The organism is Variovorax boronicumulans, from assembly GCF_009811375.1.
In the GTDB taxonomy this organism is placed as follows: Bacteria; Pseudomonadota; Gammaproteobacteria; order Burkholderiales; family Burkholderiaceae_C; genus Variovorax; species Variovorax boronicumulans.
Map to the genome: position 1 here is coordinate 2,412,730 of NZ_BKDH01000001.1, position 16,437 is coordinate 2,429,166.

Genomic DNA, 16,437 nt, shown 5'->3' on the forward strand with positions numbered 1-16,437 from the left:
TTCCTCAGAGAGGCGGGATCAGCCCGTGGCTGCTTCCTCCGCTTCGGGCTTCGACTTGCCTTCCTTCTTCGGGATCGGCTGGATGTCCAGCAGCACTTCGTCCTTCTCGTCGAGGTCGACTTCGAGGCGACCGCCGTCGGTCAGGCGACCGAACAGCAGCTCGTCGGCCAGCGCACGACGGATCGTGTCCTGGATCAGGCGCTGCATCGGACGTGCGCCCATCAGCGGATCGAAGCCCTTCTTCGCCAGGTGCTTGCGCAGCTTGTCGGTGAAGGTGACCTCGACCTTCTTCTCGCTGAGCTGGGTTTCCAGTTGCAGCAGGAACTTGTCGACCACGCGCAGGATGACCTGTTCGTCGAGCGCCTTGAAGTTGACGATGGCGTCCAGACGGTTGCGGAACTCGGGCGTGAACAGGCGCTTGATGTCGCCCATTTCGTCGCCGGCCTGCCGCGCGTTCGTGAAGCCGATGGTCGCCTTGTTCATGGTCTCGGCACCCGCGTTCGTCGTCATGATGATGATGACGTTGCGGAAGTCGGCCTTGCGCCCGTTGTTGTCGGTCAGCGTGCCGTGGTCCATGACCTGCAGCAGCACGTTGAAGATGTCCGGGTGCGCCTTCTCGATTTCGTCGAGCAGCAGCACCGCGTGCGGCTTCTTCGTGACAGCTTCGGTCAGCAGACCGCCCTGGTCGAAACCGACGTAGCCCGGAGGCGCGCCGATCAGGCGGCTCACCGCGTGACGCTCCATGTACTCCGACATGTCGAAGCGGATCAGCTCGATGCCCATGATGTAGGCCAGCTGCTTCGCCGCTTCGGTCTTGCCGACGCCCGTGGGGCCGGAGAACAGGAACGAGCCGATCGGCTTGTCGCCCTTGCCCAGGCCCGAACGCGCCATCTTGACTGCGGAGGCCAGCACTTCGAGTGCCTTGTCCTGGCCGAACACCACGCTCTTGAGGTCGCGCTCGATCGTCTGCAGCTTGCTGCGGTCGTCGTTGCTGACGTTGGCCGGGGGAATGCGCGCGATCTTCGCGACGATTTCCTCGACTTCGGTCTTGCTGATGGTCTTCTTGCGCTTGCTCGGCGGCAGGATGCGCTGGGCGGCACCGGCTTCGTCGATGACGTCGATCGCCTTGTCGGGCAGGTGACGGTCATTGATGTACTTGGCACTGAGCTCCGCGGCAGCCTGCAGGGCCGCCACGGCGTACTTCACGCCATGGTGTTCCTCGAAGCGCGACTTCAGGCCCTTGAGGATGTCGACGGTTTCCTGCACCGACGGCTCGACCACGTCGACCTTCTGGAAACGACGCGACAGGGCCGCGTCCTTCTCGAAGATGCCGCGGTATTCCGTGAAGGTGGTGGCGCCGATGCACTTGAGCTGGCCGCTGGAGAGCGCCGGCTTGAGCAGGTTCGACGCATCGAGCGTGCCGCCCGAGGCTGCGCCCGCACCGATCAGGGTGTGGATTTCGTCGATGAACAGGATGGCGTTCGGCTTGTCCTTGAGCGACTTGAGCACGCCCTTCAGACGCTGTTCGAAGTCACCGCGGTACTTGGTGCCGGCCAGCAGCGCGCCCATGTCGAGCGAATAGACCTGCGCCTCGGCGAGGATCTCGGGCACGTCGCCCTGGGTGATGCGCCATGCCAGGCCTTCCGCGATCGCGGTCTTGCCCACGCCGGCCTCGCCCACGAGCAGCGGGTTGTTCTTGCGCCGGCGGCACAGGATCTGGATGACGCGCTCGACCTCGTATTCGCGGCCGATCAGCGGATCGATCTTGCCGTCCTTGGCGAGCTGGTTGAGGTTTTGCGTGAACTGCTCGAGCGGCGAGGCCTTCTCGTTGCGTTCGCCGCCACCCTCTTCGCCCTCGCCTTGCGGAGCTTCGCCGCTGCCCTTGACGGCTTCCGGCGGATCGCTCTTCTTGATGCCGTGAGCAATGAAATTGACCACGTCCAGTCGGGTGACGCCCTGCTGGTGCAGGTAGTACACGGCGTGCGAATCCTTCTCGCCGAAGATCGCGACCAGCACGTTGGCGCCGGTGACTTCCTTCTTGCCGTTGCCGGTGGACTGCACGTGCATGATGGCGCGCTGGATCACGCGCTGGAAACCCAGGGTGGGCTGGGTGTCGACATCATCGGTACCCGCCACTTGGGGCGTGTTGTCCTTGATGAAGTTGGTGAGCGACGCCCGCAGGTCGTCGACGTTCGCCGAGCAGGCGCGCAGAACTTCCGCCGCGCTCGGGTTGTCCAGCAAAGCGAGCAGCAGATGTTCCACGGTGATGAACTCGTGGCGTTGCTGCCGGGCCTCGACGAAGGCCATGTGCAAGCTGACTTCCAGTTCCTGGGCAATCATGTGATTTCCTTTTGCCTTGCTGTAAATAAGTTCTCAGATGGGTTGGAGCGCGTGCAATTCAACTGGTTCACGCGACCGGTTCGCTGACACATTGCAGCGGGTGCCCTGCCTGCTGCGCGGCCTCCATCACCTGATTGACCTTGGTGGCCGCCATGTCGCGGGAATAAACCCCACAGACACCCCGGCCATCGAGGTGGATCTTGAGCATGATCTGGGTCGCCGTTTCTCGGTCCTTGCTGAAGTATTCCTGCAGGATGACGATCACGAACTCCATCGGCGTGTAGTCGTCGTTCAGCATGACGACCTGGTACATCTGGGGCGGCGCCGTTTTTTGCGGGCGGCGCTCCAGAACGACCGAATCTCCGTCGTCGCCCGCCGGTTTCTGCGCCGGTGGGGTGCTGGGAGTTTTGGGAATTCTCGTTGCCATGAAAAAGATTCTATAGAGCGTGCAAGCACCGTGCCGACGCCAACAGACTTGGTGACGCCTATTCGACAAATCAAGAGGCATGCGTCGTGTACGACAGCACGAAGACAGACGTAAAAAAACCGGCAGATTGCCGGTCTTTTTTACAGATTGCGCAAAACGGGACCTTTGGGCGCTGGCAATTTCCGGCCCGGCACCCGGGTCGGAACCGGCAGATCGGGCGGCAAGGCGTCGATTTCTTCGTCGGTGAGTTCGCGCTCGGGTGCCGATTCTGCTTCCTCGTGAACGGCTGCGGGCAGCGCGAGCGGGACCGGCGAGTTCTGCAGCTCCGAATCCTCGTGCAAGGCCGGTACTGGTGGCACTGGTCTCGGCCGCTGCGGGGGTGACGGTGCAACGGGCGGCGCAACCGGCCCTCCTCTTCTGCCCGTCAAGGTGGGGGGCGTTGGCGACAACGCCTGCCATTCAGCCAGCCGTCGCGCGTCCTGCTCCGCCTGCCAACGCGCCAGTGCCAAGCGTTGCGCTTTCTGGTGCGCGGTCTGTTGCTGCCCGAGCAGCGCCAACTCGGCGCGGATCGCCAGCCGCATCTGTTCGCGCTCCGAATCCGAGGCACGGCGCTGCGCTTCGAGTTGCCTGCCGAGCCTGTGCGAGAACACCCAGAGGCCGAGCAAGGTGCCAGCGGCGCCGACCGCGAAGCAGATGACAAGAAAGTTGGCCTGGATCAGCGTCACAGCGAAGCCTCCTCGTCGGCATCCCATTTGCGCAGCAGATCAAGTGGAATGGCATCGGCCACCTGGGAAAACCGCAGGCCGGTCATGCGTTCGGCCTGCTTGAGCAACACGGCGACAGGACTGCTCGGCTCGTGGTTCTCGAACCATCGCCGGGCCTTGCGAATGTCACGCAGGATGTCGTCGCGTGTCGCCAGGCCCTCACCGGCTGGCGTGCTTGCCGGCCACGGCGGAAGCGGATCAGGCCTTGCTGCGGCCGCGGCAGGCGGCGCCGATGACCCGGTTCGCTGGAATGGGGCCAGCACCCGCACCAGCGCATGCAGCGGAGGCGCGTCCGGCCCCAGGTGCTGGCCAGCCCAGGCGACGATCTGCGCCGCCGCCTCGGCCGCTTGCGCCAACAGGCGCAGCGGCGCCAGATCGTCGCCCGAAGCGACGGCCGCCAAGTCTGCCAACTGCTGCGCCATGGCCTCGGGACTGGCTGCATCCAGGGCCCGCGGCATCGCAAAGGCGCGCTCGACTTCACGCACCGTCAGGTGCCGCGCGGCATTGGCTGCAATGACGACTTCTCGCACGTCGCTCAACAGGCCCTCCGGATCGGCCAGCGCAGCAAGCGCATTGGCGCGCACGGCCGGGTCGCGCTCGCCTTCGATCACCAACTGGGGGTGCACCGCTTCGGGCCAGGTCCGGAGCGCTTCGATCAGCAGCACCAACGACTGCGCAAGCCCTGCCGCCTGCGCCAGCCGGGTGCGTGCGCGGCACAGCCAGACAAAGAGATTGATGTCCCGGGTCCGCAACAACAGCCGGCGGCAGTCCCGTTCGATCTCGGCCCAGTTCGGCGCGTCGGGTGCTCCGACGAACTGCCCGTATTGCGCATCGCCACGCGGGGACATGCGCGCCAGCAGGACGGCGTATTCGGCGTCGTATTCCAGGCTGGGGCCGCAAGGCGCCGCCGCGCTGAAGGGGGACAGCCGGTCGCCCGCCTCGATGCGGGCGCGCGTGGCGTAGGCGGTGGGCTCGGCGTCGGTGTGGATGGGAGCGGTCATGGAGCAGGTTTCTCGAAGGGAAAAATTCAGCGTGCTGCCGTCGCCTGGCCGTGATGGCGCGAGCCGATGTACGCCTCGGGCTCGAACACCATGCCGACGGTGTAGCCGGGCGTCGAACGCGGCGCATCGACGGCAGGCCGCCCGTCTTCCGCGCTGCCGGAACCGCCGAGCCAGGTAGACCACCCGAGCTTCTCGGCATCATCGAGCCGTGCCGGCGGGGTGCTGTCGTTGCGCACACGCAGTTCTACCTCCCAGACGAATTCGTAGCCGACAAAGCCGCGCACCCATTCGACGAGCAAGCCCAGGTCCTGCCCCTGCGGGGTAAAGCGCAGGTACTGCTCCAGGCTCAGCGGGCCGAGCACGAGGCGGAACTTGTTCTGCCGGTCGGCCACGACCTCCCCCGCCATGGCCCCGACGCCCATGATGCTGGAGGTCCGCGCGCGCCCCAGGTGGCTCTGGTCCTCGGGATCGATCCGGATCCAGTGGCGCACGAACTCCTGCAGCTGCACGGGCACCGCGAAGAAGTGCGCCAGTGTGGCGGCCAGCCCGTCGGGGTTGCGGGCTTCGCGGGCCAGGTGGGTCGAGGCCGCCAACCGGGCGTGCGCGGGCAGCACCGAATCGCGGATCTCGAGCGGGTCGTGCCCCGTCAGGCGTGCGATGTAGCGGCTGAACGCCTCGTCCTCCGACCGGTCGAGCCCGGCAGCGGCCTGTCCTTGCGACCACGCCCGGTACATGTGCGTCAGGTAGCGGTGATGGAACAGGTCGAGAAAGTCCGCCAGGGTGCTGTCGTTGTGGTTTTCCGTGCGGTCCCGCACCAGTTCGGTGTAGTGCAGCGGCAACGGGCCGTTGGGGCCCAGGAGCCCGAGGCCGTACAGGCGCACGACCGGCAGCGTCGGGTTGTTGCCGGGCCGCGTCGAGGACGCCCCCGGCACCCGGCGCTCCGACTCGCCGGGCAGCACCACGCTGGCGATTTCGCGCGGCGCGAAGGTCAAGGCCGCCGCCTGCCCCAGCCGGAACGGCTCATGCTGAGGGCGCCTGGCCAAGCCGACGGGGGGATGCTGCAGGTGGGACGCGCCGAAGCGCCTCAACAGGGACAGGAAGCCGAACCTCCACGGCGCACGCCGCAATCGTTCCAGCATGTCTTGAAGTGTCCTGCCGGGGGCAGCTTCCGAGGATTTCGTCATGGCTTCCCCTCGCCTTCGTCGCTGTCCACGCGGTGCGGCGTTGTCGACCCCAGGTGAAGATGGCTGTCCGGCGACAGGTCATGGTGCTCTTGCCGTGTCAGGTTGGGCAATGGCGCACGGCTGTCGCGCGCCAGTTCCGGGGCGAACAGGCCCAGCACGTCCTCGGGCACCTCCTGGTCAAGCAAGCCTGATCTCACGAGGGGCTCGAAGTCTTCGATGATCCGGTCGATGCCCTCGCGCGGCAGCAGGATGTCGCGCAGCAACGGGTACGGCTCGGCCTGCCGACGCAAGTCATCGAGCGTCGGCGCAGCTTCGTTGCCCGATGCCAGCAGGCCCTCCCAGTCGACACGCCCCGAGAGTTGAGCGGGATCGCGCACGACGCGGACGAACTCCTCGTGCAGTTCGTCGAGCAGGCTGGCCGGGCGGCCATCGCCACGGGCCGGCGGGCTTGCCGGACGCACGGCAGGTCGTGTTTGCCCAGCCGCGGGCGCGTCACCGAGCAGCCTCGCCAGGACATCGGCAACGGGCGACGGCTGCGCCCCCGCGATGTCGAGAACGCCGAACGGGTTCGCCAGCACATCCACGTGTTCGTCGCGCTCGCCGCCCTCCGGAGGGTCGTTGAAGGCCAATGCACGCAGATCAAAGTGCGGCGCGTCGGACGCGGACGCGGACGCGGGCGCGGGCGCGGGCGCGGGCGCGGGCGCGGGCGTGTGCGACGCCGCGCCCCGGTCGGCATCGGCGGACGCGCGCCGGCCAGGCGCCTGCGTGCCCGGCTGCCTCACGTCGGCCGGGGCGCCTTGCTCGATCGTGAAACGCAACAGCCCGAGTTCCAGCGTGTCCCCCGGCGCGACCAGCACGCTCGCTCCTGCGGGTACGCGCTCGCCCCGGCACACGCACATCAGCGTGTGGCTGCTGTTCGTCAAACGCCATTCCCCCGCACTGTCGCTCCATGCGATGCGGCACAGATTGGCCGCGCGCCATTGCGCTTCGCTCTGACGCTCCCCGCACAGCTGGAGCGCATCGGCCATGCCGGCGCCGGAGGGAGGGATCGACAACGCGCCACGCCGTGGCTCCCCGTTGCTGTGCGTGAGTTGCAGGCGCAATGGGGTCTTTTCGGGGTCGCCCTCCCTTGTCTCCATGCGGATCATGGTGCGTCCCCCCACAGCTTCTGCAGTCGGTTGGCCGCCCCGACAAAGCGCCCTTGCGCGTCCTGCTGCCAGAACGCCATTTCCGCCCGGGGTCCCTGCAGCCGACTCGGCCAGTCAGCCCATGGCAGAAAGCGAACGCCTTGCAGCGCCGCGGCGGGATCGTTCGGCTGCACGGGCCCCGCCCCACGTTCGAGCAGTGCCTGCATCTGCCTGCGCCGATGCGCGCGGTTGCTCTCGTCCTTCAATGCCGCACGCCCGTTCTGCGACTGTTGCGCGCGCCACAGCGCCCGCACCGTGCGCTCCAGCACGCGCAGATCGGCAGCCCCCTGGGCACAGGCATGACGGGCCACGGCACGCGCGAGCCAGAACTGCCAATCCAGGGGCTCCTGCACCTGAGCGCCGAAATGCGCCTGCGTCCAGCGCGGATGCGCCAGTTGATAGACGAGCAAAGGATGGTGTCGCCCCACCTTGTCAACGGACGGCGCGATCACCCCCAGCACGAAGCGCCGCCGCGCGAACGCCAGCGTTCCTGGCGGAAGCACGAAGGCGACGGGAATCGCCATGGCACGCGCCGTGGCATCCGCCCCGGCATGGCGGCACTGCTGGGCCAGCCAGGGCATCCACGCGTCCGGCTCCCCGTGGCGGACGCCGCTGCGAACGAAATCCGCATGACCGGGGAGTTTTCCCCAGATGGCGGGCGGGGTGACGTGCCACGCGGCACGCAGCATGCTCCACATCCGCATGGGTCAGGCTGCGCGTCCAGGGCAACGAAAGCCCTTGAGCACATCGCTACCGAGGGGGTTCGGCTGACTGCCCGAACTGACATCGATCAACGCCCGGCGGCCGTCGAACGCATATTCCACGCTCAATCGCCCCGGCGTGGCCGTGCTCACGATGCGCCCTTTCTCCAAGAGCCGAAACAAGGCCCACGGCCCATGGGCCAGGAAGGTCGAGGTCGGGTTCGAAATGCGGGGATTGGCCGTGATCTCCGCCATCGCCCCGCCGCGGGGCCCCGGCCAGTTCACGGCAAAGGCCTGCACCGGGCCATGAACGTAGCGCTGCCCTTGCCCGTCGATGTCGATGACCAGTTCTGTGATGCTGGGCTCGAGCTCGAGCACACGCAGATCGATTTTCCAGGCCAGCTTCTTGCCGCCCGCATCGCGGAAGAACAGGTCGCGAATCTGCTGTGCGCGGTAGAAGGCATCGAGACTCGGACCACTCTGGGCCAGCAGCTTGAGCAATTCACCGAGCAGGGTCGGGCCGGAAGTGGCCGGCTTCAGCCCGGCGCCGTTGCCTGCCGCCGCGTCGATGCCGACCATGGCATTGGCCACATTCGGATCCTTGTAGCGCCACGGCCGCACGCTCATGTCCACATAAGGGGCGAGGTGCTTGTTGAAGAACTCATCCGCCGCACCGCCGGCAGCGAACACCAGCGAAAAGTCTTCGATGGACGCGTCCTGCGTCACGGCGGCCAGCGGGTATCGCCCTTCCACGCCGCGCTTGCAGGGCTCGCTGACCTGCATCGCCATCAACCCCATGATGCGGTCGAGCTGCAGTTGAGCCTGGCTGCGCAGGATGCCGGTGGAGCCCAGCATCACCTTGTCGCCACCGCTTGCGGCCAGCGCCGTCAGCACCTCACGAAAGGGCGCCGGCAATTTGCCGGCCTCCAGCTTCAAACGGGCGCCGACCTCGGCACCTCCGGGAGGCAGGCTTCCGGCTGTGAGCGCCGTGTCTGCCACGACCAGCAAGGTGTAGAACTCGTTCAGCAGGCCAGAGATGTTTTCGAGCCCCGGCTTGCCCGCGGCGGCACCGGCGCTGGTCACGCCAATGTCGGCCTGCCCCGTGACGACCTCGCGCAGTGCGGCGAAGCGGTTGTCGACGATCTGCTTTTCAAGCCGCTCCTCGGCCCGGATGCCGAGGTTTCGGCCGATGGCGTTGGTCTGCTTGTTCAGTTCGTCGGTGGCCTTGTCGAGGAAGCCTTTTTCCTCCTGCGTGCGAACCACCAGCGGGCGCGACAAGGTGGTTTCGCGGGCTGCCGCTCTCGCCAACCTTGCCAGCGGAGAGTCCGGCGCGGCAAGCTGCCGCAGCACGCTCAGATCGAAGCCCAGGCTCGTTCCCGTGGTGTCGCTGCCGCTCACGGTGCGGATCGATTCGAGAAAGGACTCCCAATGCTGGGCGTACTCCGCCAAATACTGGCGCCGGATGTCATCGAGCAGCGGATCGTTGCGCAGCTTGCGGGCCGCTTCATCGAGCAGCGCCGGTGTTTTCATTTGCGTGGCCAAGGTCGCGCCGCCCTGCGCGCCGCGCCCCATGACCCACGCATCGTCGTCGAGGGCCCGCACCACGAATTCCGGCAAGCGCTTGTTGAAGACCTCGTGGTAGCCGTCATAGGTGAACAGGCCCGCCACCCCTTTTTCCAGGGGCAATCCGCCTGCGCGGGAAAACACGGTCCCGGCTTGGGGTCCGACCGCGCGCACCAGCGTGAACTCCTGGGGGGCCTCGGACAGCATGGCGGCCTTGGCTCGTTCATAGACGCGCTGACTCGAGGTATTGCTGTCCAGGAAGTTCTGCACCGCACGCACCAGCGCCTCGTTGGGCAGCGATGCGGACTGCACTGGTCGGGCACCGGAGAACAGAGCCGTGACATGCCCCACCATCGATGCCCGGCCGCCAAAGGCGGCAGCACTGTCGGCCCTCTCCCAGTCTTTCAGCACCCAGTTGCGTACATCCTGCGCTCCGCCCTGCATGTAGCGCTCCTTGTCGTGCAGCAGCTTGTAGACACGCAAGACCTCGTACGCGGTCTTGGCATCGCCATCATTCATGCTCTGCTTCAGCACGCCCTCCATCCGCTGCAGGACGGAGGGAAGCAGGGTGTGATCCTGCAGCTGGGCGTAGGTATCGCTGGCCGCATCCAGCACCGGAGGCACCGTGTAGAGGCCATAGAGAAAGCTGCCGGGTGGGTTGTCGATGTCGAGGCCCGAATAGCCCGGCAACTCGCGCGCCCCGCTGAGCACGTCCGGGACCCCTGCAGGCTTGAAATCGGCGAACAGCTGGCGTACCTGCAGGGTGAGCGCCTCGGCGCGCTGGCCCACGGCGCTCAGGTACTGGCGGTTGTTGCCGAAGCTCAAGGCCAGTGCGCCGGCAAGCCACAGGAAGATCACCACGGCCAGCGCATGCCCCGTGAGACGCAACAACCGGAAGCGGAACTCCCAACGCAGATTGGGGCGCACCAGATGCGCCTCAGGAATGATCACCTTGGTCAGCAGGTCCTGCAGAAAGAACCCTTGCTGTCCCCGCATGGGCGAGGCCATTCTTCCCGCTGGCTTGACCCTCTCTTCGTTGCCGGCCGCAGATGCGCCGCCCGCCCCCAGGCCCAGACTGCGCTGCAGACGCTGAAACAGCGTGCCGGCATCGGCAGGCATTTCCAGGTCGGCCTGGGCACCACTCGTGAAATAGACACCACGCAGCGTGTCGTGCAACTGGGTTCCGTCGAAACGCGACGCCAGGAACATCTCGTCGAGCATCGGCACCAGGAGCGCCGACATGCCGGCCAGTTCCCGGGGCAACGCGAACAGGCGCTTCCGGCGGTCGACGTCGAATTCCTCGTTCAATCGGGCGCGCAAACCCGCCGCCAGGCGGTCCTTGAGCAACGCCAGCTCCGCCTCGATCTGGGCGCGCAGCGGCTCGCGGTCGCGCACCGCCGCGCGCGAGCTCTGGATGCCGTGGAACGGCAGCGTGAAGCCCCAGGTCTGGGTGCGGCCTTCACTGGTGAGCGATTGGAAGTACTCGCTGAAGCCCCGCAGCAGATCGATCTTCGTCACGATCACATAGACCGGGAAGCGGATGCCAAGCTCCTGACGCAGATCAGCCAACCGGTCTCGCACCATGCTTGCATGCTCTGCGCGTTCCATCTCGGACATCGTGAGCAGCTCGGCCGCATTGAGCGCGACGATGACGCCGTTGAGCGGCGCGCGCGTGCGGTGCTTGCGCAACAGCTCCAGGAATCCCCGCCACTCGATGGGGTCCGAGACCGGATTGCTTTCCTGCGTGGTGTAGCGGCCTGCCGTGTCGATCAACACGGCCTCGTTCGAGAACCACCAGTCGCTGTTCAGCGTGCCGCCTTCCGACCTGAGCACCATGCTTCTGGACGCGTGCCCCATCTGGCGCGCCAAAGGAAACTGCAGTCCGGCGTTCAGGAGCGCCGTCGTCTTGCCCGCGCCCGGACTGCCGACGATCATGTACCACGGCAGTTCGTAGAGGTAGCGCTTGCCCTCCAGGATCCGGCGAAGCCCGCCGCGCCCACGCAAGCCCTTCAGTTGGGTCAGGGCGCGGGTGACCGTGGCGGTGACTGTCTTGAGCTCCTCTTTCGCGCTGTCGTCTTTGTCGGCATCCTGGCCAAAGCGAAGGAACTTTGCGAGCAGATCGTCGTTGTTGCGCAAGGCCTGCCAGAGACGGTAGAGCCAGTACACCGCGTACATCACAAGGATGGCGCAGATGACCATGGTGCGCACCCAGAGCGGCGCCAATGGCTTCGCCGCCCCGATGGCCAGCAGAGGCCCTGCATGCCATACGAGCAGGCAGAGCGCAGCCACGCCCAACAGGCTGTAGGGGCCCGACACCATCCAGAGAAGGCCGAGCACGAGCAGCATGACGATGAAGGTCACGCGCACCCCGACCGAGGCAAAGGGGCGAAGCCCATCCACTGCGAGCAGCGGGCCGATGAACCAGATCGCGAGGGCCAGCAGCACCATCGCGAGGAAGGCCAGCATCTGTCGGGAAAACAGGAAGGCCAGGAACTGTTTGAGATATTGCATGAGTGATGGATTCCTGCCTTGCGTCTAGCGCGGGGCGACGGCTGGCTGCTTCACTGGACCCGCGCTGGCGTTGGCGCTGACGCCAGTGCCCTGCGTGACCATGATGTCGACGCGCCGGTTGCGGGCACGTCCCGCAGCGGTGGTGCTGTCTGCGATGGGAACCGTGGCGCCGCGCCCCTCGGTCTGGATGCGCGACGGCACGACGCCCTTGCCCGTCAGCACTTCGGCCACGGCCTGTGCCCGCTTCTCGCTCAGGACCTGGTTGTCCGGAAACTCGCGCGTGCGAATCGGCTGGTTGTCCGAATGGCCGGTGATCTGAACCGTGCCGGAGACCTGGTTGATCTCGTCGGCCACCTTCGCCAGCACGGGGAGAATCCGCGCACTGAGGCGTGCCTGACCGGGGACGAACATCTCGTCGCCCTTGAAGGTGACGATGCTGCGACGCTCGTCTTCGTCCACGCTCACCGTTTCTCGCTCGATTTCGCTCGCCAGTAATTCCTTCAGGCGCAGCGGCTTGACGGGAGGCGCCGGCGGGGGACGCAGCCGGCCGATGGCTGCAATGCGCTGCTGCAGATCGGCGCTCGACTGCAACAGCTGGTACTTGTACCAGGCAAACAGGCCGAACAGGATCAGCGTCAGCACCGAGCCAGTGACCCACACCGGCACACTGCGCAGCAAGCGAAACTTGCCAGCCCCCACACCCTTCCAATGCGGCGACAGGTCGCTCGGGACATCGCCGCGCGCGTTGCCCAGCAAAGAGAACAGCCGATGACGAACCGTTTCAAGCTGCCGGCGCCCGTTCGCCGCGGTGCTGAAGCGACCTTCGAAACCCAGCCCGAGGATCTGGTACAGCACTTCGAGCAGATCCACGTGCTCTTGCGGGCTCGCGGCGAGGCGGCCCACGAGAAGGAAGAACTTGTCACCGCCTTTGGTATCGCCGTGAAATTTCGCGGCCAGCTGTTGGCCAGCCCAGATACCGGCCTCTCCGCCCTGCCCGCCGCCCCACGGCGTGCTGTTGGCCGCTTCGTCGAGCGCAGTGCACAGCGCGTAGCTCGCGGCCACCACATGTTCGTGCCGGACCTGCGCAGTGGTGCAGATGGATTGGAAAGCGGCCACCTCGCGCTCGAGCAACTGATGGAACAACGCCACGCCGTCGCTTTCCAGCGCAGCGGGCATGTCTGCCAGGGCCCGCAGCAAGGGCTGGGCCGCCTCCAGCAAAGGATTCTGAGCCGCGGCGACCGCGGTCAGGCGCTCCTGCGTCGAGGACTCGGACACCAGATGCGCGACATCGGCCGACTCGCCGAACAGTTCGCCATCACCGGATCCGTCGCGCGGGTCGGTTCCACCACCTCCCGCAGGCGTCTCGTTGAATTCTTCTTTGTAGAGCATTGGAGCGTTGGAAAAATGAACGGGCCGAGCCCGATGAAAAGGCGAAGCCTGCTCAGGCCTCGCACTCGGAGCTGTCGTTGACGATCTGCTCGAAGCTGCTGTTCTGGATGTGGCTGGTCTTCATGCGGCAGTCGACCATTCGCCACACGCCGGAGCCCTGCGAGTTGTCGATCAGGACGATCGCCGCCAGCGGTGCCCCGCGCCGGCGCTGGCGGCCGATGGCGAAGGTCATGTGGTCGAACCGGCAGTTGTCGATGGTGAGGCGGGTGCCGGCCACCAGCACTTCGCCTCGACCTGTGCAATTGCGAAAGGTGACCTCCCCCATGCATCCCACGCCTTCGTGCGCTGCGGGTGCAGAGCTTCCGCCGTCAAAGCTGCACTCCTGGAACAGGACGCCAGCGCTTCCATCGCCCCCACAGACGATCGAACGTCCAGCCGAACTGCATTGGGTGAAGCTCACATCGGTCATCACGCCGAAGTCGTGATGGGGTGCCAGAAACCGGCAGTCGATGAACTTGCAGCCCGACATCGATGCCAGCTTGATGTTGCCGTCCCCTGCGAAGTCGCATCCGACAAAGGTCAGGTTCTTCCAGGACACGCCGACGAAGGCGCCCGAAGCCATGTGCGCGCCGGCGATGGTCATCGCGGCCGAGCTGCCGTCGAGCAGACGGATGTACTCTTTCTGGAGACTGGTGATGGGTGTGGTCATCTGCGCCTCCGATCAACGGTTCTCTCTGTGCTCAACGCCGTGGGCGTCAACCCACCGCCCCGACCATCGGATCGGATGCAGCTGCTGCGCCCAAAACCCTCGCGGGACGTAGTCGCCAACGACCCCATAGCCATCCGGCCAGATCTTGTTCTTTTCGGCTTTGACCGCCGTACCGAACAGGTAGTCCCAGAACGCAAAATGCGCGGCATAGCATCGGTCCAGGCCTTCCGCGTCCCGGCTGTGATGCCAATGGTGAAAGTTCGGTGTCACGATGAGATAGCGCAGGGGCCCCAGCCGCACCGATGCATTGGTGTGGTTGAACACGGCCTGCACGCCCGCGATCAAGACGTAGATGTTGATCACGCTCTGTGAAAAGCCCAGCAAGAACGCTGGCGCCAGGATCACCACCGTCGAGATCACCGTTTCCACGCCATGGGTCCGGCTTCCGGAGATCCAGTCCATGTGTTCAGCGCTGTGATGGATCGAGTGCAGTCGCCATCCAATGGCGGTCTCGTGATAGAAGCGATGCAGCCAGTACCTTCCGAAGTCGGTGATCAGCAAGAGCAACAGCAGTGCATAACCGAACGGAAGCTGCCGCACCCAGCCGCGCAACGTGCCTTGTGCGGCGGGATTGAGATCGGCAAGCGCACCGCTCACGCCGTACAAGACGGCATAGACGAGAAACAACGTCACGCCAATGAGCAAGTGGCCTGTGACGAAGTACATGAAGTCGGTCTGCCAGTCTTTCCTGAAAACGGGCATTTCGGGCTTCAGGGGCCGAAGCTTTTCGATCGTGGTGAAAAGCAGGGTTGTCGCCAGCAAATCGAAGATCAGCCAGTCAACCCCCAGATAGGGAACAACGGCCAACTGCCCCGCAACAGGAAGCCAGCCATTGCCCGTTGCACTGACGCCCAACTTTGACCCCACGACGGCCACGGCCAACCAGAGCAATGCCCATGCAGACAGGCGTCGCACCCGCCCGAAGACAACGTTGAACAACGCCAAGGTTCCGCACAATGCCATCGCGCCCAGCAACACGATTCGCATCACATCGAAGCTCAGGTACTCACGCACCTTGGGTGTGCTGAGGAAATCCGGAAACTGGAACAACAACACGCCCAGCATGCTGAAGTTGGCCAGCACCAGTGCAATCATTCCGCTCACCATCCCCTTGCCCGATCGCAAAGGCCCATGCGACAGTGCGAGCTCGGCGCCCTTCTTGATCTCGTAGAGGACCCCTTCGTACAAACGGGTCGGAAATTTCAGGGGATTCATTTTTCCCTCACGCCCCATAGTTCCATGCGCAACCCCGGAAACTCGCCCGCGACATGCAGCGCCAGCCCACCATGCTTGACCATGTGTTCCCACAGCGGACCACGAGGGTCGATCTGGAAATAGACAAAGCCTGCATTGAAGGGAATCTGACGCGGCGGAACGGGCAAGGTCTGCAGCGGTATGCCCGGCAGATGGGATCGAATGAGCTCGGTCAACCTGTCGCTCGGTCCCACCTTGCAGCGAGCGGGAAACTGGCTCGCCAACTGTTCCGGCGGCGTGTGCGCCGCGACCGCAAACACCAGGCTGGAGAAGCCCTGCAACTCCGCGGGCTCGACGCTCGCAACGCGCACACCATTGGGTCTTGACGCCAAGGGGATGCTCTGGGCGCTTCGCACGAGCACGTCGTTCAGCAAGGCTTGCACATCCCCGATCAACTCCCTGAAGGAGAGGTACGGGTCGAGGTGTTGATAGGCAGGATGCGGTTGCGGACGACGGGTGGTTCCGCGAACGAAGGTGGCCAGCTCCCCGCTCAACGTGCGCAACGCGGTGTAGAGCATCTCTGGAGAGGTCTCACGCACCCGAAGCCAGTGCTCGAGCATGGGCTCGTAGCGATTGAGGATCTGAAGCAGCAGGAAGTCGGACACTTCGGCGGCCTCACTGGACTTGCCGTCGTTGCCGCTCAGTCGGGCGGCCAACGATTGCGCGCGCAGCTTGCACAAACCGTGCAGATTGGTGATCCAGTCCGCCAGCAAGGGGCTTGCGCCATAGCCGGTCACCGGCGGAATCAGGTGAGGGTCGACGGCAATACTTCCGTCCGAGCGCAGCACCGTCACCTTGGCGAGCGGCAAGCCGATCCAGGCGTCGGTCAGTTCGCGTTGCGGCAGGAGACGCAGGCGCAGACGCGACAGTTGAACGGTCTTTGCACCTTGTCCGATCGAGTTGGCATCGCGCAGCTCCGCATCGAACACCGAAAACCGGGCCAATGACGACGCTGAGATGCCGGCGTCATCGAACGTCGTTTCTTCTCCGTTGGGCGTTCGGATCGGCACCGCCAGGTGAATGACCTGCTCCAGATGCTCCGGCAAGATCGTGAGCGGCGCTGGCGACAGTGTCTGGCCCGGTGCATCGAAGGGCGTGCCATCCGAGAAGATCCCCGCCGCGCTGGCCAGCACCAGCTTGCCCAGTGAGAGCGACTCCGCATCGATGCTGTAGTGGTTGAACCCCCAGTAAAAGGGAGTCAACGAGGCGGCACGCTTGTGCGCCAGATGTTCGAGGTAGCGCTCCTGCTGTTGAAACAGTTGCGGACGCAGGAAGAGCCCTTCGCTCCAGGCGACTTTGTTGTACCAGCTCATGGGTTCGATCGTTGTGCTTTCGGGCCGCAGACGT

At 65.4% G+C, this 16,437-nt stretch carries 12 protein-coding genes; all 12 read right to left on the reverse strand.

Annotated features, from left to right (window positions below):
• Positions 1 to 18 precede the first annotated feature (18 nt).
• On the reverse strand, positions 19 to 2,340 hold the full coding sequence (gene clpA / locus VHAB30_RS11025; protein WP_062471453.1) for an ATP-dependent Clp protease ATP-binding subunit ClpA: 2,322 nt from the start codon (positions 2,338 to 2,340) through the stop codon (positions 19 to 21).
• A gap of 67 nt (positions 2,341 to 2,407) precedes the next feature.
• On the reverse strand, positions 2,408 to 2,767 hold the full coding sequence (gene clpS / locus VHAB30_RS11030) for an ATP-dependent Clp protease adapter ClpS (protein WP_062471456.1): 360 nt from the start codon (positions 2,765 to 2,767) through the stop codon (positions 2,408 to 2,410).
• Between the two features lie 140 nt (positions 2,768 to 2,907).
• Positions 2,908 to 3,492 carry a hypothetical protein gene (locus VHAB30_RS11035; RefSeq protein ID WP_159277067.1) on the reverse strand — a complete coding sequence of 195 codons (585 nt, stop codon included), beginning with the start codon at positions 3,490 to 3,492 and terminating at the stop codon, positions 2,908 to 2,910.
• Positions 3,489 to 4,532: a type VI secretion system protein TssA gene (locus tag VHAB30_RS11040; protein WP_235926585.1), complete on the reverse strand. Its 1,044-nt coding sequence runs from the start codon at positions 4,530 to 4,532 to the stop codon at positions 3,489 to 3,491. Before VHAB30_RS11040 ends, VHAB30_RS11035 begins: the two co-directional genes overlap by 4 nt.
• Positions 4,533 to 4,558: 26 nt before the next feature.
• Positions 4,559 to 5,716, reverse strand: a complete 1,158-nt coding sequence (gene tssG / locus VHAB30_RS11045) for a type VI secretion system baseplate subunit TssG (protein WP_159277068.1) — start codon at positions 5,714 to 5,716, stop codon at positions 4,559 to 4,561.
• Positions 5,713 to 6,864, reverse strand: a complete 1,152-nt coding sequence (locus VHAB30_RS11050; RefSeq protein ID WP_159277069.1) for a TagK domain-containing protein — start codon at positions 6,862 to 6,864, stop codon at positions 5,713 to 5,715. Before VHAB30_RS11050 ends, tssG begins: the two co-directional genes overlap by 4 nt.
• Entirely contained in the window at positions 6,861 to 7,592 is a 732-nt protein-coding gene (gene tagF / locus VHAB30_RS11055; RefSeq protein WP_159277070.1) for a type VI secretion system-associated protein TagF, read from the reverse strand. Before tagF ends, VHAB30_RS11050 begins: the two co-directional genes overlap by 4 nt.
• 18 nt (positions 7,593 to 7,610) lie before the next feature.
• On the reverse strand, positions 7,611 to 11,678 hold the full coding sequence (gene tssM, locus VHAB30_RS11060) for a type VI secretion system membrane subunit TssM (RefSeq protein ID WP_159277071.1): 4,068 nt from the start codon (positions 11,676 to 11,678) through the stop codon (positions 7,611 to 7,613).
• A 24-nt stretch (positions 11,679 to 11,702) separates the two neighbouring features.
• Complete coding sequence (tssL, locus tag VHAB30_RS11065) at positions 11,703 to 13,067, reverse strand: type VI secretion system protein TssL, long form (protein WP_095745208.1); 1,365 nt, start codon at positions 13,065 to 13,067, stop codon at positions 11,703 to 11,705.
• A 52-nt stretch (positions 13,068 to 13,119) separates the two neighbouring features.
• On the reverse strand, positions 13,120 to 13,776 hold the full coding sequence (locus VHAB30_RS11070) for a hypothetical protein (protein WP_159277072.1): 657 nt from the start codon (positions 13,774 to 13,776) through the stop codon (positions 13,120 to 13,122).
• A 12-nt stretch (positions 13,777 to 13,788) separates the two neighbouring features.
• Positions 13,789 to 15,051 (reverse strand): sterol desaturase family protein, encoded by a 1,263-nt coding sequence (locus tag VHAB30_RS11075; RefSeq protein ID WP_159277073.1) that lies wholly within the window; start codon positions 15,049 to 15,051, stop codon positions 13,789 to 13,791.
• Positions 15,048 to 16,403: a type VI secretion system baseplate subunit TssK gene (gene tssK / locus VHAB30_RS11080; protein WP_159277074.1), complete on the reverse strand. Its 1,356-nt coding sequence runs from the start codon at positions 16,401 to 16,403 to the stop codon at positions 15,048 to 15,050. Before tssK ends, VHAB30_RS11075 begins: the two co-directional genes overlap by 4 nt.
• Between the last annotated feature and the right edge of the window lie 34 nt (positions 16,404 to 16,437).